A 24,834-nucleotide genomic window follows, 5' to 3' on the forward strand; every position below is an offset into this window, starting at 1 on the left:
CCCCCGCTCGCGTGGGGAGCACTACAGGGTCTGCACCGCCAGGTCGACCCAGTAGGGACCACCCCCGCTCGCGCGGGGAGCACCTCCGCCGACTGGTCCGCCAGTGCGTCGAGGTCGGACCATCCCCGCTCGCGCGGGGAGCACGAGGGCGTCCTCCATGTCGTAGAGCGCCTGGACGGACCATCCCCGCTCGCGCGGGGAGCACACCTTCGGCCGGAAGGGGCCCGTTGTGGGCGAGGGACCATCCCCGCTCGCGCGGGGAGCACGCGAGCTCGAACGTGCCCGTGACCGCCGAGACGGGACCATCCCCGCTCGCGCGGGGAGCACGAGCTGCGCCCCTCCGGTGCCGGCGAGGCCGCAGGACCATCCCCGCTCGCGCGGGGAGCACCATGCCGGGTTCGACGCCCGGCGCACCGCGGACGGACCATCCCCGCTCGCGCGGGGAGCACTGACCGCACCGATGCGGTGCGCACACGGTGGCCGGACCATCCCCGCTCGCGCGGGGAGCACCCGCGCATTCGCGTCAACTGCCTGGCGCCGGGCGGACCATCCCCGCTCGCGCGGGGAGCACAAGCCCGCGTCGCCCCGTCCGAACAGGACGACCGGACCATCCCCGCTCGCGCGGGGAGCACGTGTCGCGGAACCCCTGGTCGCCGCACGCGCCGGGACCATCCCCGCTCGCGCGGGGAGCACGGTCTTGTCGCCGGGCAGCCACAGGCACAGCGGGGACCATCCCCGCTCGCGCGGGGAGCACCCGACGCCGAGCTGACCATGCCCCGCCCGGAGCGGACCATCCCCGCTCGCGAGGGGAGCACGCGCCCGTCCTCCCCGAGGCGGCGCGCTCGGCCGGACCATCCCCGCTCGCGCGGGGAGCACCCGGTGCTGCTGAGCCCGCTGGAGCTGCTGAAGGGACCATCCCCGCTCGCGCGGGGAGCACTCGGACGCGGCGTGCGCGCTCGCGGACGCGTTGGGACCATCCCCGCTCGCGCGGGGAGCACTAGAGCAGCCACGCCACGATGGACGCGATGGTCGGACCATCCCCGCTCGCGCGGGGAGCACCCCAGGCCGGTTAGCCCGCCGTGGTCGGACACGGGACCATCCCCGCTCGCGCGGGGAGCACATGGTGCCGTCTGGCCACTCGACCACGGTGCGGGGACCATCCCCGCTCGCGCGGGGAGCACTACCCGGAGTCACCGCGGCGGCCCGGCGTGAGGGGACCATCCCCGCTCGCGCGGGGAGCACTCCTCGGCCAAGGTCTCCACGCTCGGCCGGGCGGGACCATCCCCGCTCGCGCGGGGAGCACACTTCTTGACCAGGTACTTTACAGGTCGAGGTGTGTGTTTTCATTCGGTTCGTTCGAGTCTCGTATATCGGTGGCCGGGAGCAGGTCAAGATCCGGCAGGCGCTGGCGAATGCGCTGGGACCATCCCGCGCTCGCGTGAGGAGCACATCGAGCCGATCTGACCGGCCGCGACATCCTGCGGACCATCCATGCTCGCGCGGAGACCACGGGCAGGAGCACGACTTCGCCTCCCGGCGCCGGTCTGCCCCGCCCGCGCGGGAGCACGCCTTGTCCGACTGCACCACCCGCCGATACGCGGGACCGTTTCCGCTCGCGCGGGAGCACTCAGCGGTGATGGTGGCGTCGCCTGCCTCCCTGGCCGCTTTTGTCGCGTCTGGGGACGTTCAGTGCCGGGCCGGTGGCTACTCGGCGGACGCGGCCTGGGGTACCGGGGGACGTGGCTGCCAGTTGGTGACGGTTGGACGCTCGCCTCCGGTGGTCATGAATTCGTGAGCGGCCCGACGCACTACGTCCAGCGGGATTTCGCAGTCACCCGGAAATTCGGTGTCGTTGTTCATGTAGTAGTACAGGATGGGTTCGGTCGGACTCCGGTCCGGTCCCGGCGTGCCCTTGCTGAACCATGACCCGCTGTCGCCTGAGTAGTAGAGGGCACCGCGTCCCGCCTGGCCGTGAACCCCGATGTTGAACACGGCCCGCGCGGGATTCGCGACCACGTACACGTCCACGATGATCCGGCCTTCCCATCCGGCCACGACGTCCAACACGGCGTCCAGCTCGGCCGGGGTGCGCACGACCGTGGGGCCGTCGTGATCCGCGTCGTACCAGGCTTCTAGGTCCACCACGGCTGTGCTCCTCCTGTGTAGCGGATGCGGGTCCGTGTCCCGTCGGGGTTGATCCCGTGCACGGTCAGTGTGGACCCTTCGGGAAGCAGGATCGGAACGAGGGTGTCACAGGGCCTTGACCCCAGATGTTGGACACCAGACACACTTGGACCTTGATGGTTCGGGTGGACAGGAGTCCCGTTCAGATGGTGATGAAGCACTACCCGCCGGAGTTCAAGGCCGAGGCGGTCGCGCTCTACCGGTCCCGGCCGGGCGTGACGATCAAGTCGGTGGCCGAGGACCTGGGTGTCAACCACGAGACGCTGCGCAACTGGATCCGGCTCGACGACGAGCAGCGCACCGAACCACCCGCCGCCACCTCCGCGAGCGTGTCGGCGCCGGCCTCGTCGGAGGACGAGAACGCCGCGCTGCGCCGGCGGATCCGCGAGCTGGAGGAGGAGCGCGACATCCTGCGCAAGGCGGCCAGGTATTTCGCCGGGGAGACGCGCTGGTGAACCGCTTCCAGTTCGTCGACGATCACCAGCGCCACCATGGCGCGAAGCGGTTGTGCCAGGTCATCGGCATCGCCAGGTCGAGCTACTACCACTGGAAGGCCACCGCGTCGGACCGAGCCGCCCGCGTCGCGGACGACGCGCGCCTGGCGGCGCGCATCCGGGTGATCCACCGCGAGTCGGCCGGCGCCTACGGCGTCCCGAGGATCACCGCCGAACTGCGCGACACCGGGCATCGCGTCAACCACAAGCGCGTCGCGCGAGTCATGCGCCAGATCGGCCTGGCCGGGCTGCGGCTGCGCCGCCGACACCGCACCACCACGACCGACCCGGCCGCGGCCAAGGCCCCGGACCTGCTCGGACGCGACTTCACCGCCCAGGAACCCAACACCCGCTACGTCGGCGACATCACCTACCTGCCCATCGCCGACGGCACGTTCTGCTATCTGGCCACGGTGATGGACCTGTGCTCGCGCCGCCTGGTCGGCTGGGCCGTCGCCGAGCACATGCGCGCCGATCTGGTCGTCGACGCCCTGCACGCCGCCGAGCGCGCGCGGGGCAGCCTGGCCGGGGCGATCTTCCACAGCGACCACGGATCGCAATACAGCGCCCGGGTCTTCGCCGACGCCTGCCGGACCGCCGGGGTGATCCAGTCCATGGGCGCGGTCGGCAGCTCGGCCGACAACGCCGCCGCCGAAAGCCTCAACGCCTCCTTCAAACGCGAAACCCTCCAAGGCGCTCAGGCTTGGGGCAGTGCAAGGGAAGCACGACTGGCCGCCTTCGGCTGGCTGCACCGCTACAACACCCGGCGACGCCACTCCCACCTCGGCCAGACCTCCCCGATCGACTACGAAAACAGCCTGCTACCGACACCGACTACGCTGACCCACGCCGCATAACCCCGTGTCCAACATCCGGGGTGAAGGCCCGTGAGCGGCTCGGGTGCGGTGGTGTCGACCGCGGTGAAGGGCAGGAAGCCGTCGATCTGCCGGGTCTCCACGTCGGCGTCCGTGTCGTCAGCGCCCTGCGGTGCGACCAGGGCCAGCCCGCCGACCTGTCCCCGTGCCGGTGAAACCCTCCGGGTGCCTCCGGGTCGCCTGATGATCAACGCTCGAGGCACTCCACCGGTGCACGGCCGTGCCGCCTACTTCCTCAACCGATCGAAAGGGGGAAGATCGTGCCGCGGGAGTCGTGGCAGTGCCCGGTGCCGAGGGTGCGCAACACCGAAGTCGGTTGGCTCGTCGTCGGCTTCCACTGTCGCGGAACGAGCTGACCGCCCTGCACTTCGAGCGGGGCGCAGCTCGAACGGGCCGGCTTCTACCGGTCTGCGTCCCGCCCACAAGAGCGTCACACGGCTCGAAATCGCCGGGACCGTGGGGGCTGACGTCCTCCAGCTGCTCGCCGAGAAGGTGGCGGCCCAGCCGTCGACGACGGTGACGACCAGTTCGTGCTCGGCGTGCTTGTGCGCCTTGGACATCCCGGACGGGGGCATGATCGCACCCGACCGGGGACGGGTTCACCCGAAGGGTTCGCCGGGCATGTCCGGTTGCCTCACGATCCCGTCAGGAGGAGTTGGTCCCCTCCTCCGACAGCACGCCGGTCTTGTGCGGCCACGGGTCGGGCACAGGGATCCGCTCGACCTCCGGTCCCGGTTGCGTCGGCAAGGACGTGCTCGTCGCACGGCGCGCAGGCCGTGCTCTCCGGTGAGCCTGCGGGAGACGTCCAACTGCCACGCTCGCGAGGTGCGCGGGTCCTGGTGCTCGTGGGTGGATGCGCGCCCGTAGAACAGGAACCGCAGGCCTCCCGACCCGAACGGCGTCCATGGCAGGGATACCCGGCGGGAAGGTGGTGGCGATCCACTCGGCGAGAGTGCTGGGGCGTAGCGGGGCGGACACCGTCATGGCGCGGTCCTTGACTCGGAACGGAAGTTGGACGCCGAGGTGACGAGGCATCCGCGCCGCGGTGACGAGGGATTCCGGAGATACGCCCGGATGGACCAGTGCTGCGGGGCCATCGGCACGCCACCTGCGCCAGCCGCGCAACGACGGCGGGCGGGAGCAACCGGAGACGCAGCGGCGTTCGCGGACTTGCCCGACGGCGCGGGCGATCCGATACACCCTGGAAACGAGCACCGGTAGCGGCCCTTGCCCAGCTTGCACGCCGGCACCTGCGGAACGGCCAGGTCCCGGTGGGCCGAGATGGTCGACACCTCCAGCACCCGGCGCGTTCGACGGCGTCCAGGGCGTGCGGCGGACAACGGTGCGGGCGGGGGCTGTGCACCGGGCCTGTCATCCCGGCGTGGCGGTAGTGGGTGGCGTGGGATCGGTCGGTCAGCACATGGGAGGTCGTCGCCGAGCGTCGGCGGCGCACGGCTCGCCGAACGCGGCCGCCATCACCTCCGGGCGGCCTGCCCTCGTCCGCGCCCTCGGAAAGTTCCTGCAGGGTCATGAGCTTTTCCATGATGTCGAGCGGCAGCCACCCTCCCAGCCGGTCTGCGTCTCGCGTCTGGGTCCACGCCCCGACGCAGGATTACGCCCTTCTCCCCGTTTCGGGGCGTTCTCGTACTCGGCGACCGGAGGGGAGCTTGTACTCGGCGGTGAACGTCTGTCGGCACGGACGCGCGGCCGGACTGACCTGGTCACGCCGTGACGGGCAGGCGGTGCACCGGTGGTGCCGGTGCGTCCGAGGCGAGTCCTGGGTGTGCGGCGAGGGCGGTGGTGAGGAGGTGTTCGGCGGTGATGGCATCGTGGGCGAGAGCGGTGGCCAGTGAGCCGCCGCGGGCGAGTGGGACCAGGGACCACCAGTCGCCGCCGACAGGGCGAGGCGGGTCGTCGCCCCACACCAGCAGTTCGGTGGCGAGGACGCGGTGGCCGGCCAGGTGCGCGGCGCTGTGGTCCAGCTCGGCGTTGCCGACGTCGAGCCGTTGGTGCAGCAGGGTGGTGCCGGCGCGGTGGACGCGGGTGTGGCTGTGCAGCGTGCCCGGTTGCTCGCCGGTGCGGCCGAGGACGAGGACTTCGCGGCAGCGCAGGCGGGCGTCGGCGGCGAGTTCGGCGTGCAGTGCGGTGTGGTGGTCGGCGTCGGTGGCGACGATGGTGGGTTCGGTCAGGTACTCCAGTCGTGCCGCTTCGGCGACGTGGGCGGTGACGGTCATGCGGCTGGGACCGGGGTGCTGGCCGGGCAGGGCCAGGGTTGCGCCGACGCCGGTCAGGCACAGTCGGGCTCCGGGGCCGACGTGGACATCCAGTTCGAGGTCGTCGCCGCCCAGCGGGGCCGCGGCCGAGCCGACCAGGTGCACCAGGGTGGTGTCGGGGTCGTCGTGCAGGCCGGGCGGGCTGGGCATGAGGGTGAGCGGGGAGGCCGACCGCAGCTCGCGCACGGCGCTGCGGCCGGCGTCGTCCCGTTCGACGACCAGTCGGGCGCGTGCCCTCACGCCGTGCCCGCGAGCCGGGTGGGGGTGACGTGGTCGAGCAGGCCGCGGACCCAGGCGGCCACGTCGGGCGCGTCCGGGGTGCGCACCAGGGACTGGGTGATCACGGGCAGTTCGTGGCGGCGCATGCGGTGGGCGTCGGAGACCATGACCCCCATGTCCGCGCCGACGTGCTCGGCCAGGTCGGTCTTGTTGATGACCAGCAGGTCGGCGGTGGTGACGCCGGGGCCGCCCTTGCGCGGCACCTTGTCGCCGCCGGCGACGTCGACCACGAAGACCTGCCGGTCGACCAGGCCGCGGCTGAACACGGCAGTGAGGTTGTCCCCGCCGCTCTCGATGATGACCAGCTCCAGGTCGGGGAAGCGGGTTTCGAGGCGTTCGACGGCGTCGAGGTTGGCGGTGATGTCGTCGCGGATGGCGGTGTGCGGGCAGGCGCCGGTCTGCACCGCCTCGATGCGGTCGGGGTCCAGGACGCCGGCGCGGCGCAGGAAGTCGGCGTCCTCGGTGGTGTAGATGTCGTTGGTCACCACCGCCAGGTCCAGCTCGTCGCCCAGGGCGCGGCACAGGGCGGCGGTCAGGGCGGTCTTGCCGGAGCCGACGGGGCCGCCGATGCCGATGCGGAACGCCCGCCCGGTCGCCGCCGGTGGTGCGTGGCGGTCGGGTTCGGTGGCGGTGGGGTCGAAGTTGACCGGGTGGGTGTGGCCGTGGCCATGCCCGTGGTCGTGGTCAGCTGGCAAAGAGACGCACCTCCAGGCGGTGGGTTCTGTCGTGGGCTTCGGCGAACAGGTCCAGGGCGGGAGAGCCGGGTGCGGGCAGGTCGGCCGGCGGCAGGTCGGCGGCATCCGCCGCGGTCGCGGCGATGTCGGCCATCACCGGGGACAGGGCGGTGACGGCGGCGTTGGCGGCGAAGGGGTCCAGGCCGAGCAGGCGGACGCAGGCGCTCGTGGGTCCGCTGACGGCGAGGTAGGCCGCCGCGAGCGCGGCGTGGTGCGGGGTGGCTCCCGCAACGCCGGCCAAGGCACCCAGTGCGACCGGGTGGTGCGGTCGCGCGGTAGCGGTGAGCAGGGCGTCGAGCACCGGCGACGGCCAGGCGGAGCGTCCCGCGCGCACCAGGCCGCGCCCTTGGGCACGGGAGGCGGCGCGCTGGGCCGGGGACGGTGTTCGCGCGTCCAGCTCGGCGTCGAGCTCACCCCACCGGTCGAGCCCGAGGCGTGCGGTGTTGGCGGCCGCGGCGGCGAAGACGGCTGTCAGCAGCCCGGCGGTGCGCAGCCGCCCGTCCAGGAACGTCGCGAGGCTCGCGGTGTCGGTGATCAGGCCGCGGGCCACGGCTTCCTCCACGCCGCCGGAGTGGGCGTGGCCGCCGCCGGGGAAGCGGGAGTCCACCAGGGAGAGCACCGCCGCGGCACCCACCGCGTCGAGACCGGTGGTCATCAGAACAGGAAGTAGCGCTGGGCCATCGGCAGCTCGTGCACCGGTTCGGGTTCGACCAGCTCGCCGTCGATGTGCACGGCGAAGTTGTCCGGGCGCACGGTGACCTCCGGCCGGGCGTCGTTGAGGAGCATGTCGGCCTTGCCGCACGCGCGCATGTTGCCCACCGCCACCATCGGGGTGTCGGTGCGCACCCGGTCGGGCAGGCCGTCGTCCAGTGCCGCCTGGGCGACGAAGTGCAGGCTGGTGTCGGCGGCGACCTTCACGGTGGCGCCGTACATCGGACGAGCCCACACCGGCTGCGGGGTGGGGATGGAGGCGTTCGGGTCGCCCATCTGCGCCCAGGCCACGAACCCGCCCTTGAACACCAGCTCCGGCCGCACGCCGAAGAACCTCGGGTCCCACAGCACCAGGTCGGCCAGCTTGCCGACCTCCACCGACCCCACCTCGTGGTCCAGGCCGTGCGCGATGGCGGGGTTGATCGTGTACTTGGCGACGTAGCGCCGAGCCCGCAGGTTGTCCGCCCGGCCGTCACCGGGCAGCGCGCCGCGCTTGGCCTTCATCACGTGCGCGGTCTGCCAGGTCCGCAGCACCACCTCCCCGACCCTGCCCATGGCCTGCGCGTCGGAGCTGATCATCGAGATGGCGCCCAGGTCGTGCAGCACGTCCTCGGCGGCGATGGTGCTGGGTCGGATGCGGCTGTTGGCGAACGCCAGGTCCTCCGGGATCGACCGCTTGAGGTGGTGGGCCACCATGAGCATGTCCAGGTGCTCGTCGAAGGTGTTCACCGTGTCCGGCCGGGTCGGGTTGGTCGAGGACGGCAACACGTTCGGGTGGCTGACGACGCGGATGATGTCGGGCGCGTGCCCGCCACCCGCCCCTTCGGTGTGGTAGGCGTTGATCGACCGTCCCGCGATGGCGTCCAGGGTGGACTCCAGGAACCCGGCCTCGTTGAGCGTGTCGGAGTGCAGGGCGACCTGCACCCCCGATTCGTCGGCCACGCGCAGCGCCGTGTCGATCACCGACGGGGTCGCGCCCCAGTCCTCGTGGATCTTGAACCCGGCCGCTCCCCCGCGCAGCTGCTCCCACAGCGCGTCCGGGTGCGCGCTGCTGCCCTTGCCCAGCAGCACCACGTTCACCGGCAGCCCGTCCATCGCCCGGAACATCCGCTCCAGGTTCCACGGCCCCGGCGTCACGGTGGTGGCCTTGCTGCCCTCCGCCGGCCCTGTACCGCCGCCGATCAGCGTGGTCAGGCCGGAAGCCAGGGCGGTGTCCACGACCTGCGGGCAGATGAAGTGCACGTGGCAGTCGACGCCCCCGGCGGTGAGGATCTTCCCGTTGCCCGAGACGACCTCGGTACCGGGCCCGATGACCAGCTCGTCGTCGACGTTGTCCATGGTGTCGGGGTTGCCGGCCTTGCCGATGCCCACGATCCGGCCGTCACGCACGCCCACGTCCGCCTTGACCACGCCCCAGTGGTCCAGCACCACCGCACCGGTGATCACCAGGTCCGGCGCGCCCTGCGCGCGGGTGGTCAACGCCTGGCCCATGGACTCGCGGATCACCTTGCCGCCGCCGAAGAGCACCTCGTCGCCCGAGCCCTGCGGCCCGATCGAGCGGTCCTCCTCGACCTCGATGAGCAGGTTCGTGTCGGCCAGCCGCACGCGGTCGCCGACCGTGGGGCCGAACAGCTCGGTGTAGCGGCGGCGCTTGACCTCGGCGCTCACGAGTCCTCCCCGGTCGGCTCAGGGCCGCGTTCGTCCAGCGGGCCCGCGTACTCCGGGCGCAGGCCCGGGACCACCCGCCGCCCGGCGATCGGAACCAGGTCGACCTCGCGGGCGACGTTGGGCTCGAACCGCACGGCGGTGCCCGCGGGGATGTCCAGCCGGTGTCCCCACGCCCGCTCCCGGTTGAACTCCAGGGACGGGTTGACCGCGGCGAAGTGGTAGTGCGACCCGACCTGCACCGGCCGGTCTCCCTCGTTGACCACCACCACGCGGACGCGGTCGCGCCCAGGGTTGAGCGGCACCGGCTCCTCGGCCGGGATGACCTCACCAGGGCGCACGCGCACCTCCGCACTCGTCGGACAGACCGGGATGACCCGGGTCAGTGGATCGGGTCGTGCACGGTGACCAGCTTCGTGCCGTCCGGGAAGGTGGCCTCGACCTGCACCATGTCGATCATCTCGGCCACCCCGTCGAGCACCTGCTCCCGCCCCAGCACGCTGCGCCCCGCAGCGGACAGCTCGGCCACGGACCGCCCGGCCCGCGCCCCCTCGACCACCCACGAGGTGATCAGCGCGACCGCCTCAGGGTGGTTGAGCCGCAACCCGCCGTCCAACCGCCGCCGGGCCACGTCCGCGGCGACGTGGACCAGCAGCTTGTCCCGTTCCTGTGGTGTCAGATGCATCAACCCGACGCTAGCGACGCGCCCCCTTCGAGCGCACGGGACAGCACCCGGTGGGGAACGGTTTCACCCGACGGCACCCAACCTGATCACCGCGACGGTCACGTCGCCGACCACGGCGTTCACCCGAACCGATAGGGCCTCCATGCGAACGTGGTCTTGACCGCACGCCTCGTCACGGAAGCCGGAACACGGACGAATCGGCCGCCCTCCACCACGCCCACCGCGCATCCACGACCTCTCCGAGCCGTCCCGGGCGATGGGCGCGCCGGACATGTCGACTACTCGGAGAACACACGGCCGGTGTCGACCCCGAACCTGTCCAGTCCGCTGACCATTTCCCGCGGCCAGGCGGCCGGTTCGAGGTCGTCCCCCACACGTCGGGCGCAGGAGATCGTCTGCGCGCCGCGGCCGGCGAACTGCTCCCGGTCGGCGTCGAGCCGGAAGAACTCGAAGTTCAGGGTGATCAGGTTGAGGTGGGCCGTGGGGATGGTCATCCGGATGGCGACGTGGTCGGCCAGGTGCAGTTCCCGCGCGTACTCCATCGAGCAGCTCGCGGTCACGGCGGTGAGTTCCTCGTGCAGCCGGCCGGTGAACACGGGGGCGTACTCCATCGCCCACTGCTCGCGGCAGGCGCCCTGCCACAGGATGAAGGTGGCGTAGTAGACGTTGCCGGCCGCGTTGGTGTCGTTGAACGTGACGCGGCGCCGGATCTCGTAGGTCTCGCTCACCCTCGGCTCCCCGGCAGCAGCGCCACGGTGTCGATGACCGGCATGTCCATCCCGGTGGCGTGGACCAGCGGTACGCCGTCGGGGTCGACCGCGGTGCTGTCGCCGCCCAGTTCGTGGTACAGGTCGACGCCGCCCGGGTGGCGGCGCGACAGCTCGGCGTCGCCCGCGTCGGTGTGCAGGGCGATCCGGTCGATGTGCCGGCAGGTCACCACCCCGATCCGACCGGCGTCGGTGTCGACGTTGTCGTAGGAGCTCATGCGCAGCAGCGCGTCGATCAGCAGCGCGGGGAAGGGCAGCGCGGCGAACGGTTCGCCGGCGGTGACGTGACAGGTCCATCGCGTGTGGGCCAGGTGCCGCCCGACGCTCGTGCCGCCGGTGGTCCGGAACGCGCCGGTGAGCTGGATCGGGGAGTCGGTCAGGTAGTAGGGGTCCGCGATCGGAGCGGCGTCCGGGTCGGGTCGGACGGGTCTGGGCGTAGGGTGCTCGTGCGGGCCGAACACGACGTCGATGCGGGTGTTCTCGCGGTCGCGCACGAGGACGTGGCCGTTGGGCGCGGTGACGTCGGAGGTGATGCGCACCCGCACCCGGTCGGGGGTCACGACCTCGGTGGTGAGGGTGAACAGCGTGTCGCCGCGGTCCGGGTGGAGTCGGCAGAAAGCCTGGAACCGCAGGTCTTCCAGGGCCGAGGGCGCTCCGCGATCAGGTATCACGGCGCGTGCGGCCTCGATGGCCGCGGTCATGAGGAGGGTGGCCGGTATCGTCGGTTTGCCCTCCACGAGGTGTTCCAGCAGGTAGCGGTCCCGGTCGGGCCGCACCCGCCACGTCCGGCGCCCGTCGGCGCCCGGTTCGTCCAGCAGACCGGGGTGGTGGCGGTCGGGCGGCGCGCTCACGTGCCCGGGGAACGCCTCGTCCAGGATCTTCAGCTCGGCGGGTCCCAGGTAGACCGGCGCCGGGTCGGCCGGTCCGGTCCGGGACAGCTCGGCGAGCAGGTGGGTGACGCCCTCGGCGTTGCTCATCCCGCGCATGCCCTGGCCGAGGAACAGGTCCCTGTTGCGGGTGCCCATGCCCGTGTCGGCCCACATGGGCCAGCCCAGGGTGATCTCGGGAGCTGTGCCCGCCGGCTCGGCGGTGCGGGCCGCGGCGGCGAGGTACTCGTTGGCGCCGCCGTAGTCGGTCTCGCCGGCCCAGCCGATCGCCCCGACCACCGAGCCGAAGTGGCACCACGCGCGAGGCGCCGGGTCGGTGAACGCCGCCTTGAGGTTGGCGTAGCCGAGCACCTTCGGGTCGCGGACGGCGCGGAAGTCGCTCAGCGTCTTGGTGGCGATGTCGGCCGAGCGTAGCCGCCCGGCGCCGTGCAGCAGCAGGTCGATCCGGTCGGTGTGGGCACCGATCTCCGCGGCGGCGGCCACGACTTGGTCGGGGTCGGACACGTCGCAGGCCAGGTAGTGGACCCGGTCCTGTCCGCAGATCTCGCGCAGGCGGCGCAGGGTCGACTCCGCCTCCCGTGATCGCCACAGGGCGTCGAACCGCGCGCTCAGCTCGGGCACGCGTGCGCGGGGGTCCTGCCGTCGCCCGGCGGTGATGTGGGCGGCACGCAGGGCGTTCACCGCGTCGTCGGGCGCGTCGCGCAGTTCGGCGGGCACCTGCTCCAGTGGCGATGATCCGAGCAGCCACATCCGGGGGCGGTGGCGGGTGGCCAGCGCGGTGAGGGCGATGGCGGTGATGCCCCTGGCGCCGCCGGTGGCGACGATCACCGAGTCCCGGTCCAGTCGCGGCCGCGCGTCGTCGCGGGGTGGGGTGAGCGGTGCGGGGCACAGGACCTCGATGTGGCGTTGCCCGTTGCGGTAGAAGACCACCGGCCGTTCGCGGCGGGTCGCGGCTTCGGCCGCGAGCTGTGCCAGGCCGTCGTCCAGGTCGGCGTTGGTGACCACGGCGACCGCCGGGCAGGTCCGTTCCCAGGCCACGCCGCGAACGAAGCCGCACAGCAGGGCGGAGTCCGGGTGGTACCGCCCATGCCGCAACCGGTCCGGCACCAGTGCCGCGACCGAGCCCCCGGCGAGCCGGTCACCGAAGCGGGCCAGGGCGAGCAGCGCCAGGTCCTGCAACCGCAGCCGGGCCGGTGGCGGCGGCGCGGGCCAGGTCCGCGAGGGTGCCGCGGCGATGACGCGCACGTGCGGCGCGGCACCGTCGAGGACGGCCAGGGCTGCCGGGTCGTCGGAGACGTCGGCGATCACCGCGGCCAGGCCGGTGGGGGTGTCGGGGTCGGTGCACAGCAGCACCGCCCCGGCCGCGCGGACCCGGTCGGCCACGGTCGCCGCGATCACCGCGGAGTCGGTGAGCACCACACCGCCGGGAGGGAGCCACGACGATGTCGTTGCGGTGGCGACCGGATCGGTCCTGCGGGTGACCACGACGTGCCGGGTGAAGTCCGGGGTCGGGCCTGCCGGGGCCGACACGACGATCCCGGGACCGGGGTGGGTGCTGCGCACGCGCGCGGCGGGAACGTCGCGTGCCAGGGCTCGGAGCACCGCCAGGGCCCCGTCCGCGGCCAGGTAGCTCGGCTCGTCGGCCCGCTCGCCCCAGACGACCTCCGGCACGGGCTCGCCGGTGTGGCGGTCATCCACCCGCAGCTCGGCCAGCACGGGCCAGCCCCGCTCGCGGGCGAACCGTTCACGGGTCAACGCCAGCAGGACTCCACCCTCGGCGATCCCCTCCACCGGCAGGCCCGTCAGGTCGGCCATCTCCGGGGTGCTGTTGCCGTTGACGGCCACCACCAGGGCCAGGTCCAGCTCGCCACTGTGCAGGTAGCCCGCGGCGACGCGGATCGCGGTCTGGGTGGAGGTGCGCCCGGTGTCCACGGTGAGGGCCAGGCCGTGCAGGTCGAACCGGTTGGCCACCCGGGAGGCGATGATGTTGGGCATCAGGCCCGGCATCGAGTCGTCGTTCGACGCCGGCACCCGGTCGCGCACCGAAGCCACGAAGGTCTCCAGCGCCGCGCGGTCGGCCGCGGCGTGGTCGTTGTCGTCACCACTCACCGCAGCCCTCAGGTCGTCGGCGCACACGCGCAGCTCGTAGCCGGTCATCGAGGTCGGCGGGCCCATGTGGGCGGCGATCACCCCGGTGGTGTCGCGCCAACCGTCCCACAGCGCGCCGTGCTCGGCGGCGAACCGGCAGGCCAAGCTCACCGCCATCAGCTGGCACCGGTCCACGGTGCGCGCGGTGATCGGCGGCATCCGGATCTCGGTGAACGGCGGCAGCGGGTAGTCCGGGCCGAAACCGCGCGGCGGCGCTCCCCCACCGGTGCGCAGCCACTGCCGCACCTGCTGCGGGTCGGGCTGTCCGGGCAGCAGGACGTGGGTGCCGACCAGCACCAGCGCGTCCTCCTGCCGCGGCCGACCGGAGAGGGTCGTTCCGCCTGGCCGGGTGTCCTGGAGCAGCAGGTGGGCGTTGGTGCCACCGAACCCGAAGGCCGACACCGCCGCCGTGCGGGGCCGGTCGGGCCGCGTGGGCCAGTCGACCGGGGTCACCGGCACGCGGACCCGGTCGGCCGGCACCTCGGCCGGGGGTGTGGCGAACCGCTGCTGGGCGGGGATGCGCTCGTGCTTGAGCGCCAGCAGCGCGTGGATGAGCGACGTCGTGCCCGCCACCCAACCGGGGTGGCCGATCAACGACTTGTTCGACGTGCACAGGTAGCCGCCCTCCGGGGCCAGCTCGGCCAGGGTGGACAGTTCCACCAGGTCACCGGTGGGCGTGCCGGTGCCGTGCCCGACGACCCAGTCGATCCGCCGCGGCACAACGGGGCCGGCCGCCCTGGCCCGGCGCACGGCCAGGCGCTGGCCGACCGGGTTCGGCGCGGAGATCGCCATGCCCCGACCGTCGGCCGACACCCCGAACCCGGCGATCACCCCGAGGACCTCGTCGCCGTCGGCCAACGCCCGGTCCAGCAGCTTCAGCGCCACCGCCGAGGCGCCCTCGCAGAAGAGCACACCGTCGGCGCGCTCGTCGTACACGTGCGGGTCGTCGCCGCGCGACAGGCCGTTGAGCTTGGCGAACAGCACCTGGTCGCGGCGCACCGTGCTGACCGCCCCGGCGCACAGCGCGATGTCGCAGTCCCCCGCCAGCAGGCTCTTCACCCCGAGGTCCACCGCGTACAGCGCGGAGGAACAGGCCGTGTCGACGGTCAACCAGTCCGCGTCCTGCTCCACCAGGCCGGCCATCGCCGACCGCACGACCGTCTCCGCCAACACCGCTCCCGGGGTGTCGGTCGCCTGCCGATAGCGGCGGCGCAGCACCCCGCGCAACCGCGCCTCGTGGCGCGCGCGCTCGTCCGGGTCGTCGGCCAACTCCGCCGCGATGCCGCGGGCCGCGGCCGACACCAGCAGCGACTCCTCCACCGCCAGGCTGCCACCCGGCCACGTCCCCACATAGCAGCCGTGTCGATCCCCTGCCCCGCGCACGACCCCGTCCAAGGCCTGGGCCAGGCTGTGCCGCAACCACACCGGCACCTGATCAGGCGACCTCACGTGCTCCCCGGTCACCGCCGGGTGGGCGTCGAACCGCCCGACGTAACCACCGAGCCGGGCATAGGTCTTGTCCTCGGCCCGGGCATCGCGGTCGTGGATGCGGTCGACGTCGAACGCGTACGGCTCGCCGAACACCGGCGTGTCCTGGTTGAGCAGCGCCCAGAACTGCTCCGGGTCGCTAACACCCGGCAGAACCAGCCCCATGCCCACCACCGCCACCGGACCGGGGGCGCCCATCACGCCTCCCGGTCGGGCTCGACCGGCTCGCCCGAGGCCAGGCGGACAAGCAGGTCGGCCAGCTTGGGCACGGTGGAGTAGCGGCGGATCCGCAGGGCGACCGGAGGGTTGGGCAACTCGTAGCGGCGCAGGACCTTCACGAAGATGTCGGTCTGCTTCACCGAGGAGATCCCCAGGTCGGACTCGAACTCCGCGTCGTCGGTGAACACCTCGACCGGGTAGCCCAGGGACTCGGCGAAGACCTGCCGCAACTCCACCAGCAGGGTCTCGCGCGACGGCAGGGAAGGACCCTCCTCGACCGGCTCCGGCGGCACTGTCGCCGCGACGGGCGGCGCCAGCGCATCCGCGACGGCAGGTGCAGTCGCATTCGCGGTCGCGTCGGCCGGGCCCGCCTCGTCCGCCGTCGCGGTGAGGATGCGCCGCAAGGCCACCCGGTCGACCCGGTGGGCCAGGGGCGTGATCAACCGGACCGAGGCGGGCAGGACCTGGGCGGCCAGGCCGGTCATCGCCTGCCGCGCCCCACCCTCCACGAACGTCCGCACCCCGTCGCCGTACAGCCGCGTCAGCGCCTCGGCGAACCGCACGGGCAGGATGAAGTGCCGGCTCAACAGCCGCCACACCGCCTCGTCGTCCTCCACATACCCACCCAGGATCGGCGAGTAGACCCGTTGCCGGGGCAGTCGCAGCTCGATGCCCTCCAGCGCGGCGCTGAACTCGTCGGCGGCACGTGCCAGCAGCGGATTGTGGTACGGGTGCGGCGTGGCCAGGCGCGTCGCGCGCAACCCCAGAGCCTGAGCCACCACCTCCACCTGTTCCAACCCGTCGGCGAGACCGGAGATCACGGTCTGCTCGGACGCGTTGTGCACCGCGACCGCCAACGACCAGTCGTCCACCGCACCAACCAGGCACGCCGCACGGCGCGGACCGGCCTCGACCGCCAGCATCCCCGCCCGGGGCAGCCCGGCCCGCCGCAGGGCCGCACTCCGCTCGCACGACACCCGAGCGCCATCGGCCACCGACAGGCACCCGGCCGCGGTCAACGCCGCGATCTCACCACCGCTGTGCCCCACCAGGACGTCGAACACCAGCCCTTCCGCCCTCAGCACCTCGTAGAGGCAGACCGACGTGGCGAAGATGACCAGGTTCTGCGCATCGGGATCGTCGACCAACTCGTCGATGCCCGGCGAACCCGGATCCAACAACAGCTCCGAGGACGGGCGGACGCGGTACCGGCGGGCGACCTCGTCGATGGACGCGAGCCGTTCCCCGATCACGGGGTAGTCGGGCGCCAACTTGGACAAGGACCCGGCCAGGTGCGCACCCTGCCCAGGGAAGACGACAGCCGTGCGGGAGGGCATGCAGCCTCCAGGGAATCGATGAGCACTGCGTTGCGCGAATCAAAATAGTTGTCACCCGCGACCCCGGAGTGCCCTCAGCCGCCCCGCCGGGATCTTTTCGTTTCGCCGGATCGTCATCGGAGCGTCGCACCGGACGCACCCTCGGGTAAATCCGCCGTTCGGGTGCCCACCGTACGGCAATACGCAATACGGGTGACGCAAGGCCAGCGGAAGCCCAACCCCGCCGAGACCCTGACCGGCCGTGATACACCCCTCGTCACAGGCTTACCTCCCCCGCGACAACCTCACGAACATACACCCCGACCACCGGACCAATTTAGCGAACCGATTTCCAACACAATCGGCAGACTTTTCCAGGTCGCGCGCCAGAAGTCGATTCGACAATCAATCTCATCGTCGGCCGTCCATCTCGGGGCAAACGCCGGCCACCAGCGGTGACACTCTTTCGTGTGATGACATCAAACCCATGATCCGGACATCCTGGTGTCCCCGCACGCCGGAGAGGAGTGGCATGCCGCTGCACGAGAACACCGGAGTGGTCGTCCCGCAATTCCACATGCCCTACCGGGCTCGACGGAACCCGCGCGTCGACGTCGTCCGGGCAGGCACCCGTGATTGGACCCGGCAACAGGGTCTCATCGGCCGCGGCGGGTGGACCGCCGAGCGGTTCGACGGCATCGACCTGGCCGGGCTGCGCGCGTGGGCGCACCCGGACGCCTCCGCGCCGCGGTTGACCCTGGTGGCCTGTTGGTACGTCTGGCTCTACTTCATCGACGACTTCTGGACCGACACGGTGATGGCCGCCGGCGGCCCCGGCGAGCGGGTGTCGACCCGGTTGCGGGCGCAGACCCGACCGCTGATGGGCGCGGACTGGTGCGCGCGGTTCGCCGAGAGCAACCTGCGCGGGATCGAGGAACACGGGTACGAGCGCGCCCACAACCCGGCGGGGCGGGTGCCGACCCCGCTGGAGTACGCGGCGATGCGTCGGCGCGGCAACAACGGCAAGTGGGCCGCCGAACTCGTCGAACTGGCCGGAGGAACGCCCCTGCCGCCGGTCGTGGCGCACTCCCTGGCCGTGCGCGAGCTGCTCGACTGCTTCAGCGACATCGTGCGCCTGCACAACGACATCGTCTCCCACGAGCGCGAAACCCGGGACGAGGGCGAGGTCAACAACGGGGTCCTCGTCCTGCGCGCCGCCACCGGCACGAGCGCGCAGCAGGCGGCCGACGCGGTCAACGACGCCCTCACGATGCGCGTGAAGCACTTCGAACACCTCTCGGCGGTGGACGTGCCGGCCACCGCGGCTGCCCACGACCTCACCCCCGCCGACCGCGAGACCGTGACCCGCTACCTGCGCGGCCTGGAGGACTACCTGGCCGGCTACTACGCCTGGCACCAGGCAGCACCCGCGACGCACCCGTCTCGCAGCCGGTGCTGTCCGGACCGACCGGCCTGGGCACCTCCGCGTCCCGACTCGCGCCGAACCTGCGTGCCGCGACGAGCCGCTCCGATCCGACGACGTCGACAGCGCCTTCCACACCCATATCCGGGTCCATGACGGACCAGGCCGTGCGGTTCCCCCTCAGGGAAAGGGCGTTGCGACTCGCGACCCGGCTCGCCGCAGCCTTCGACGACCGTGGCGCGCTACCGGAGAGGTCCCGCAGCCGCGTGCTGGAATCCGCGGCGATGCTCGCCCTGCTGCGCCGCGCCCAGCGCTACCCGCAGGCGCAGGCCGGCCTGGTCCGATACCTCGCCGCCCGCCACGCCGATCCCGCCCTCACCGACATCGAACGCGTGCTCGTCGACGCCCCCTCGGCCTGCGCGGCACACCGGTCCGCGACGGCCCGTTCGAGCACTCCGCCCACCACGGCAGCCGCAAGCAGCTCATGTTCGGCACCTTTCTCGCCGTGCTCGGCGCCGCCCCGTACCCGGAGCCGGGCGCCCCGGCCGACCACGGGGCCCACACCCCCTGGGGCGAACCGGGCCTGCGCGCGGTGAACACCCTCAACGCCGTCGGCCGCGACCGGCGGGACGCGGACACCGGGCGGGACCGGGACTTCCTCGTCGACCAACTGCGCTCCGGCCGCCGCGAGGTCCGGGAGGCCAACGCCGCGGCACACCTGCTCGCCCTGCTCGCGCTGCACGCCGTCGAGCCCGACCACCGGCTGGTCACCGACGGCATCGACGCCGTCCTGCGCCTGCGCGACACCGACGCGGGCATCCCGTTCATGCCCGACTGCACCGTCTACCTCGGCTCCGTCGCCGGCCTCGCCCTCGCCCGCTGCGACACCGATCGCCACCGCGAACTGCTCACCCGCATCGCCGAGCACCTCGTCGCCCACCAGAACCCCGACGGCGGCTGGGGCTTCACCGAAGGCGTCCGACAGAACGACGTCGACAGCAGCGGCAGCGCCGTCGAGTTCCTCCAGCACCTCGCCCCCGACCGCTACTCCCGCACCATCACCCGCGGGCGCCGGTACCTGGCCGGCATGGCCAACACCGACGGCGGCTTCCCCACCTACCCGCGCGACACCCAAAACCCGGACGGCCGCTTCGGCCACCGACCCGGCGACGACAGCGACCCCATCAGCACCGCCCACTCGGTTGCCGCCGGCACCACCCTCGGCCGCCCGCCCTGGCACAGCCGAGCCTTCGGCTACCTCCTGCGCCACCAACAACCCGACGGCGGCTTCCACTCCACACCCGACCAGGTCGGCCCCCGCCCCATCCCGTACGACCTTCCGAGCCTGGCCAACGCCTTCGTCCTCACCGCACTCTCCGACACCACCGGATGACCGCCGTGCCGCGCCTGCGCCGTGACTGCGCCATCAGTGCGCTTCCACTCGTCGGCGCACTCCTGCGCTCCATCGGAGACCCACCACCCACGAGATCCTGCGTGGCGTCGCGGAAGGGGTGTCGGGCAAGGACGTGGTCAAAAAGGCCCGCACCGCGTCGAGCTGTCATTGCGGCTGGGAGCTGCGCACCACCGAGGCGGAGCCGCTCGACGAGTACCTCTACGACCAAGACGACCTGGGCTCGACGAAACCGTTCCTGGACGACCGGTACCCCTACTGCATCTCCAACGAGGTCACCCACCACTCGGTCTGCACCGCCGTGCAGACCGAGGGCGACAAGGTCACCCGCCTCACGATCGACTTGACCGGCAGCCGGTTGGACGGCGGTGGCGCTGTTCTTCGTGATCGGCACCCGTCGTCACCGGGGAACGCCGAACCACCTGGACAGTGCTTCGCGGAGCCCGGGCACCGCGCTGCCCTCGGGTTCGCCGATGGCCGCTGCCCAGGCGATGTACCCGTCCGGGCGGATCAGGAGTGTGTCCGCCGGTGCCTCGGGGGCTTTGGCGGTGTGGACGTCGACGCGTTGGCGCCAGTCCAGGGCAGCCTCTCGGAGATCCGCGCGGTCGGCCAGGTCGAGGAGGACGGGGCGAGCGGCGGGCATGAGGGCGGCGACGCTGGTCGTGCCCTGGTCGGTGTGCAGGGTGAGGTCGGGGGCGAAGGTCCCGGCCAAGGGGTGGTGGGAGCCCGGCATCGGGTAGCGGAGGTCCGAGCCGGCGATCAGGGCTCCCATTCGGCGCAACGGCTGCTCGTCGGCGAGGAGTTCCTGGAACAGGTCCCGGAGCGCCTGGGCGGCGGCGTCGTGGCCGCGGCGCAGCGCCACCTGTGCGCGGGTGTGGAGCATGGTGCGGACGGCGGCGAGGTGACGTTCGTCGTGATAGGTGTTCAGGAGACCAGGCGGTGCCCAACCGTGAACGTGCCCGGCCAGCTTCCAGGCGAGGTTGACCGCGTCCGTCATGCCCGCGTTGAGCGCCACCCCGGTGGCGGGAAACAGGTGCGCCGCGTCGCCGGCCACCAGGATGCGTCCTTGGCGATAGCGCTCGGCTTGCCGTGCCTTGAAGGTGAACCGCGACAGGCGTCGCGGTTCACCGACGGACAGGTGCACACCCAGCACTCGGTGGATGCTGTCCTGGAGTTCCGCCACGGTCATCGGCGTGTCGTCGTCGTACTCCGCGCTCTCGTCTTCGACGGTGTAGAGGGAGACGACCTCGGAGTCCGGTGAGGCGCCGATTCCGAAGAGACCGCGGTCGGTCCTGGTGAAACCCGCGTCGATCGTCGCGGAGCCGGCGACCTCGAGGGCGCCGTTGTCGAGCACGGTCACCGAGTCGGGCAGCGTGACCTGCGCCAGCCGGTTGACTTCCGGGTAGGTCGTGCCGGGGAACGAGATGCCGGCCAGGTCGCGGACCCGGCTGCGCGCCCCGTCGCAGCCCACGAGGTACCGAGCGGTCACTCGGCGGTGACCGTCCGGGCCGAGCACGTCCGCGGTCACGGCGGTGTCGTCCTGGCTCACGCCGGTCACCTCGTGCCCTCGGCGGAGGTCGACACCGAGTTCGGCGACGCGTTCCTCGAGCACGCGCTCGAGTTCCTGCTGGGGAAGCGGCAGCGCGTGCATCGGCGGATCCGCCATGCGCGTGTAGTCGAGGTGCACGCCTCCGAACGGGAACCGCGGGGCCGGGCGGGGCGCGGTGCAAGCCTCCTCGAACCGGTCCAGCACACCCCGGTAGCGGAGCAGGTCCAGGATCTGCCCGCCGAGACCACCGGCCTTCGGGGCGTCGCGACGCCGCTGTTGCCGCTCAAGGACCACCGGGCGCACTCCGGCCAGTCGCAGTTCAGCGGCCAGCACCAGTCCGGTCGGCCCGGCGCCCACGATGATCACATCGGTGTTCAACACATTCCCCTCTGTCGATACGTTTTCGTCCTCATGGCGGCACGGGGTGGTCATCGTGGCGCCGGAACAGCCTGCTCCGCGGCGCGGCTCACCGCTTCCCAGCCGGACCAGGTGTCCATCCGCTGCCGGGAGAGGTCGAAGGCGAGGTCGTAGGCCATGCTGCCCAGCAACAGCCGCAGCGGTGGGGCGTCGTCGGCCACCAGCTCCATGACCGCCTCGGCGGCCAGTCGCGGCTCGCTGTCGATCGAACCTTCCGCCCACTGCTTCTCGAGTTCCGCGCGCAGCGGGTCGTAGACCGGGTTGGGTTCCGTCGTCGAACCGCTGGTGTAGAGGTCGGTCCAGTAGCCACCCGGCTGAACGATGGTGACCTTGACACCGAAGGCGGCGGCCTCGGCGGCCAGGGCCTCGCTCATGCCCTCCAACGCGAACTTGCTCGCGCTGTACAGGCCGGTGCTGGGGAACCCACCGAGGGCACCGATGCTGGAGATCTGCAGGATGTGCCCGCTGCCCTGAGCTCTCAGCCGCGGCAGAACCGCCTGGCTCACCCAGAGCGCGCCGAAGAAGTTGAGGTCCAGTTGGGCGCGCGCCTCGGCTTCGGTGAACTCCTCCACCATGCCGGTGCACAGCGCGCCCGCGTTGTTGACCACGACGTCGAGCCGGCCGAAGTGCTCCGTCGCGGCAGCGACGACGTCGACCACGGCGGCACGGTCGGTGACGTCCGTGCGCAGTGCCAGCAGGCGCTCCGGGTGCGCCTCGACGAGGTCGTCAAGACGTGAGACGTCGCGGGCCACGCCGGCGACCCGGTCCCCCGCGCCGAGCGCGGCCTCGGTGAACGCACGGCCGAGGCCGCGGCTGGCCCCGGTGATGAACCAGACGCGAGATCGAGTGCCCATGGCGGTTCCCTTCGACTGACGAACGGGCTTAACGGCACGAACCGTGCCGTGCTGTTGCATCCTGGGGGACAGGCGCGCGGATTGTCAACGGCACGCTCCGTGCCGCTACCGCGGCGACACGGCACCCCGCCTGGGCGGCCCCACCCGCAGGACCGGGACGGTCATGCGGACCGCGCTCGACCCCGACCGCGAGGTCGGGACAGGTGGCCCCGTGTGGCAGTGCCCCCTCGTGTGACCGGTTGCGAGCCCCGGGGGACATCGCCCTCGGGGGGTTGGCCGACGTGGGAGCCGGTCGTTCAGCGCAGCCCGCTGACGTCGGACCGTGTCGAACGCGCCCCAGACCGCCGAACGAACCCGTTGTCGCGCAGCGCCTCGAACTTCTCCGCGCCCTTGAGGACCGCCCCGCCGTCCAGCGCGCGGACGGACATCCGGCGCCACGGCTCCGACCCGGAATGGGGACGACGGCCCTGGCGACCACTCCGCCACGTCACACCAACGGCACACCACGTGCCGATAGGATGACCGCATGGTCGACCAGCCCGCCACGCCGCGACGCAGAGGCGCCGCACGCACGGACGAACTGCTCCACGCAACCCTCGAACTCGCCGCGGAGGTCGGCTACGCGGGCCTCAGCATCGAGGCGGTCGCCCGCCGGGCCAAAGTCGGCAAACACACGATCTACCGACGCTGGCCGTCCAAAGGGGCTCTCATGCTGGACGCGCTCAGTCGCGTGTGGACCACGGACCTGGACTACCGCGACACAGGCGACGTCCGAGCGGACCTCCGCGAGCAGTTCCTGCGCTCGTCCCTCGCGCTCACCCGTCCGCCGATCGGCCCCGTCTACCGCGGGTTGATCGCCGAGGCGCAATCCGACCCCGCACTGCGAGCGACCCTGCACGAACGATTCCTGCTCACCGTGGAGAGACGCACCCTCGACAGGATCACTCGCGCGCAGCACGCCGGCGAACTGGTCGCGGACGTGGACCTGGAGTTCGCGGCGGAGGTGCTGTGCGGCACGTTGTACTACCGCCACCTGCTGTCGACCCGCCCCGTCGACGAGGACGCCGTCGACGACCTGCTGGACATGTTCATGGCCGCCTACGGCATCCCCCGGTGAGCACGGCGTGCGGACTGCCCCGAAAGGAGTGGCCGAGGTGGTCGACCTTGTCGTGCGGGTGCGCTGTCGGATGAGATCGCCGCGCCGCTCGTCAGGCACGTCCGACACCGTCGAGACGTCAACGGCCGTGCCGAAGGCGCCAACACCCGGGGAACGTGCGAACGGCGACGATGTCCGGATGCGGGCGCATCCGGGGAAGGTGACCCGGTTGTCGCTGTGGGATTGGGTGGTCCGGTTCGCGTTTGGCGCAGGCGTCTCGGCGGTGACCGGTGTGGTCGCGGTGGCGTTCGGTCTGCGGCTGGGTGGGCTGTTGCCGGCGTTTCCGCCGATCCTGCCGGCCGGTGTCGCCTTGGTGGCCGAGCACAGCGGTGTTCGACAGGCCCAGGACGATATGCAAGGTGCGGTTGTGGTCTTGGGTGGCTACGCGGTCACCCGTCCGGGATGTGACAACCGTATCGGGTCGGTGATGTGCGTACCGAGCGGAAGTCTGGGTGCGGTCGCTGTCACCGCTCCGATTTCCCAGGTCAGGGTGTGACTGGGAAGGCCGTGCGAGGGGAAGCGGGGGCGAGTGTCAGGCCGTTTTCGGGCAGGACGCCGCGGACGAAGGCGGCCTGCCCGACGTGGTGACCTCGCTCATGAGCGTTTTCCTCCAGTGGCCCGGTCCGCCGTGCCACCCGCTGGTATCGGCGGGTTCGGTGATCCGTTGAGCAGGTGGGGATCGGGGCGGGGCTGGGTTCTCCTCGTGCCGATCCGCTACCGTCGGGTGGTTCATAGTTGATCTTCCTTGTGGGTTGTCGCGTGAGTCCGCTCCAGCCCGTACGTGGTCGTTCTCGGCGAGGCCGACCGGTGCGCGCTGGAAACGGTCGCGCGGCGGGGCTGTGCCGAGCATCGTCAGGTGCTGCGGGCACGGATCGTGCCGGCCGCCGCCGATGGTGAGCGCAACGCGGTGATCGCGCGTCGGCCGGCCACCACCGACGACACCGTTCGCGAATGGCGCAGGCGGTTCTGCCGGCATGGCATGCCGGGCCTCGCGGTGGGCGGCCGCGGGTATTCCCCTCCACGGTGATGGCGGAGGTCAAGGCACTGGCCTGTGAACCACCCGCTCGGGCCGGTGTCGCCCTGGCCCGGTGGAGCCGCCCGGAACTGGCCCGGGAGGCCGCTGACCGCAGCATCTGCGAACGGGTGTCGGCGTCCACGGTGCGCCGCCGGCTGGCCACGCACGCGATCAAGCCGTGGCAGCATCGGTCGTGGATCTTCCCCTGGGATCCGTATTTCGCGGTCAGGGCCGCCAGAGTGCTTGACCTGTACGACCGGCGGTGGGACGGCGAACCCATGGGC

At 72.0% G+C, this 24,834-nt stretch carries 20 protein-coding genes, 1 pseudogene and 1 CRISPR repeat array; of the genes and pseudogenes, 7 read left to right on the forward strand and 14 right to left on the reverse strand.

The window, feature by feature from the left end; all coding sequences use genetic code 11:
* The first annotated feature begins 55 nt into the window (after positions 1 to 55).
* Positions 56 to 1,303: direct repeats of the CRISPR family, unit length 28 nt; unit sequence GGACCATCCCCGCTCGCGCGGGGAGCAC.
* Positions 1,304 to 1,704: 401 nt separating this feature from the next.
* Positions 1,705 to 2,145 (reverse strand): Imm1 family immunity protein, encoded by a 441-nt coding sequence (locus tag ACFV4N_RS21925; protein ID WP_499674422.1) that lies wholly within the window; start codon positions 2,143 to 2,145, stop codon positions 1,705 to 1,707.
* Positions 2,133 to 2,441: a DddA-like double-stranded DNA deaminase toxin gene (locus ACFV4N_RS21930; RefSeq protein ID WP_499674423.1), complete on the reverse strand. Its 309-nt coding sequence runs from the start codon at positions 2,439 to 2,441 to the stop codon at positions 2,133 to 2,135. Before ACFV4N_RS21930 ends, ACFV4N_RS21925 begins: the two co-directional genes overlap by 13 nt.
* On the opposite strand from ACFV4N_RS21930, the gene ACFV4N_RS21935 reads away from it, so the two are divergent.
* A protein-coding gene (locus ACFV4N_RS21935) for an IS3 family transposase (RefSeq protein WP_499674424.1) occupies positions 2,331 to 3,535 on the forward strand; the annotation gives its coding sequence in 2 pieces (ribosomal slippage) (positions 2,331 to 2,625 and positions 2,625 to 3,535; 1,206 coding nt in all). The genes ACFV4N_RS21930 and ACFV4N_RS21935 overlap by 111 nt on opposite strands.
* Positions 3,536 to 5,274: 1,739 nt before the next feature.
* On the opposite strand, the gene ACFV4N_RS21940 is transcribed toward ACFV4N_RS21935, so the two are convergent.
* The 9 genes from ACFV4N_RS21940 to ACFV4N_RS21980 form a co-directional block, all read right to left on the reverse strand.
* Positions 5,275 to 6,066, reverse strand: coding sequence for an urease accessory protein UreD (locus tag ACFV4N_RS21940; protein WP_499674425.1), 792 nt, complete (start codon positions 6,064 to 6,066; stop codon positions 5,275 to 5,277).
* Positions 6,063 to 6,800: an urease accessory protein UreG gene (ureG, locus tag ACFV4N_RS21945; protein WP_499674426.1), complete on the reverse strand. Its 738-nt coding sequence runs from the start codon at positions 6,798 to 6,800 to the stop codon at positions 6,063 to 6,065. Before ureG ends, ACFV4N_RS21940 begins: the two co-directional genes overlap by 4 nt.
* Positions 6,790 to 7,494, reverse strand: a complete 705-nt coding sequence (locus ACFV4N_RS21950; RefSeq protein WP_499674427.1) for an urease accessory protein UreF — start codon at positions 7,492 to 7,494, stop codon at positions 6,790 to 6,792. Before ACFV4N_RS21950 ends, ureG begins: the two co-directional genes overlap by 11 nt.
* Positions 7,494 to 9,218, reverse strand: coding sequence for an urease subunit alpha (locus ACFV4N_RS21955; protein WP_499674428.1), 1,725 nt, complete (start codon positions 9,216 to 9,218; stop codon positions 7,494 to 7,496). The genes ACFV4N_RS21950 and ACFV4N_RS21955 overlap by 1 nt, the downstream gene beginning before the upstream one ends.
* The gene (locus tag ACFV4N_RS21960; protein WP_499674429.1) at positions 9,215 to 9,556 is read right to left on the reverse strand and encodes an urease subunit beta; all 342 of its coding nucleotides are present in this window, start codon (positions 9,554 to 9,556) and stop codon (positions 9,215 to 9,217) included. The genes ACFV4N_RS21955 and ACFV4N_RS21960 overlap by 4 nt, the downstream gene beginning before the upstream one ends.
* A gap of 41 nt (positions 9,557 to 9,597) precedes the next feature.
* A complete protein-coding gene (locus ACFV4N_RS21965) occupies positions 9,598 to 9,900 on the reverse strand; it encodes an urease subunit gamma (RefSeq protein ID WP_499674430.1) in 303 nt (100 codons plus the stop codon).
* A gap of 278 nt (positions 9,901 to 10,178) precedes the next feature.
* The gene (locus ACFV4N_RS21970) at positions 10,179 to 10,628 is read right to left on the reverse strand and encodes an acyl-CoA thioesterase (protein ID WP_499674431.1); all 450 of its coding nucleotides are present in this window, start codon (positions 10,626 to 10,628) and stop codon (positions 10,179 to 10,181) included.
* The gene (locus tag ACFV4N_RS21975; protein WP_499674432.1) at positions 10,625 to 15,388 is read right to left on the reverse strand and encodes an SDR family NAD(P)-dependent oxidoreductase; all 4,764 of its coding nucleotides are present in this window, start codon (positions 15,386 to 15,388) and stop codon (positions 10,625 to 10,627) included. Before ACFV4N_RS21975 ends, ACFV4N_RS21970 begins: the two co-directional genes overlap by 4 nt.
* On the reverse strand, positions 15,388 to 16,746 hold the full coding sequence (locus ACFV4N_RS21980; protein WP_499674433.1) for an acyltransferase domain-containing protein: 1,359 nt from the start codon (positions 16,744 to 16,746) through the stop codon (positions 15,388 to 15,390). The genes ACFV4N_RS21975 and ACFV4N_RS21980 overlap by 1 nt, the downstream gene beginning before the upstream one ends.
* A 511-nt stretch (positions 16,747 to 17,257) precedes the next feature.
* On the opposite strand from ACFV4N_RS21980, the gene ACFV4N_RS21985 reads away from it, so the two are divergent.
* Together ACFV4N_RS21985 and ACFV4N_RS21990 are read left to right on the forward strand one after the other, a co-directional pair.
* Positions 17,258 to 18,304, forward strand: coding sequence for a terpene synthase family protein (locus ACFV4N_RS21985; RefSeq protein ID WP_499674434.1), 1,047 nt, complete (start codon positions 17,258 to 17,260; stop codon positions 18,302 to 18,304).
* Between the two features lie 328 nt (positions 18,305 to 18,632).
* Positions 18,633 to 19,541 carry a prenyltransferase/squalene oxidase repeat-containing protein gene (locus ACFV4N_RS21990; RefSeq protein WP_499674435.1) on the forward strand — a complete coding sequence of 303 codons (909 nt, stop codon included), beginning with the start codon at positions 18,633 to 18,635 and terminating at the stop codon, positions 19,539 to 19,541.
* 418 nt (positions 19,542 to 19,959) lie between these two features.
* Here ACFV4N_RS21990 and ACFV4N_RS21995 read toward each other — a convergent pair whose 3' ends face one another.
* From ACFV4N_RS21995 to ACFV4N_RS22005, 3 genes are all read right to left on the reverse strand, one after another.
* Positions 19,960 to 21,540, reverse strand: a complete 1,581-nt coding sequence (locus ACFV4N_RS21995; protein ID WP_499674436.1) for an FAD-dependent monooxygenase — start codon at positions 21,538 to 21,540, stop codon at positions 19,960 to 19,962.
* Complete coding sequence (locus ACFV4N_RS22000) at positions 21,537 to 22,439, reverse strand: SDR family NAD(P)-dependent oxidoreductase (protein WP_499674437.1); 903 nt, start codon at positions 22,437 to 22,439, stop codon at positions 21,537 to 21,539. The genes ACFV4N_RS21995 and ACFV4N_RS22000 overlap by 4 nt, the downstream gene beginning before the upstream one ends.
* 236 nt (positions 22,440 to 22,675) lie before the next feature.
* Positions 22,676 to 22,807, reverse strand: coding sequence for a hypothetical protein (locus tag ACFV4N_RS22005; protein ID WP_499674438.1), 132 nt, complete (start codon positions 22,805 to 22,807; stop codon positions 22,676 to 22,678).
* Between the two features lie 98 nt (positions 22,808 to 22,905).
* Here ACFV4N_RS22005 and ACFV4N_RS22010 point away from each other — a divergent pair, with 98 nt between their 5' ends.
* From ACFV4N_RS22010 to ACFV4N_RS22025, 4 genes and pseudogenes are all read left to right on the forward strand, one after another.
* Positions 22,906 to 23,496, forward strand: a complete 591-nt coding sequence (locus ACFV4N_RS22010) for a TetR/AcrR family transcriptional regulator (protein WP_499674439.1) — start codon at positions 22,906 to 22,908, stop codon at positions 23,494 to 23,496.
* A 37-nt stretch (positions 23,497 to 23,533) separates the two neighbouring features.
* The gene (locus ACFV4N_RS22015) at positions 23,534 to 24,031 is read left to right on the forward strand and encodes a hypothetical protein (protein WP_499674440.1); all 498 of its coding nucleotides are present in this window, start codon (positions 23,534 to 23,536) and stop codon (positions 24,029 to 24,031) included.
* Positions 24,032 to 24,316: 285 nt separating this feature from the next.
* A complete protein-coding gene (locus tag ACFV4N_RS22020; RefSeq protein ID WP_499674441.1) occupies positions 24,317 to 24,562 on the forward strand; it encodes a helix-turn-helix domain-containing protein in 246 nt (81 codons plus the stop codon).
* Positions 24,562 to 24,834 (forward strand): annotated as a pseudogene (locus ACFV4N_RS22025) (IS630 family transposase); the annotation flags it as partial. The gene ACFV4N_RS22020 and the pseudogene ACFV4N_RS22025, both read left to right, overlap by 1 nt.

Origin of the sequence: Actinosynnema sp. NPDC059797 (genome assembly GCF_042732085.1) — a bacterium.
Classification (GTDB): domain Bacteria; phylum Actinomycetota; class Actinomycetes; order Mycobacteriales; family Pseudonocardiaceae; genus Actinosynnema.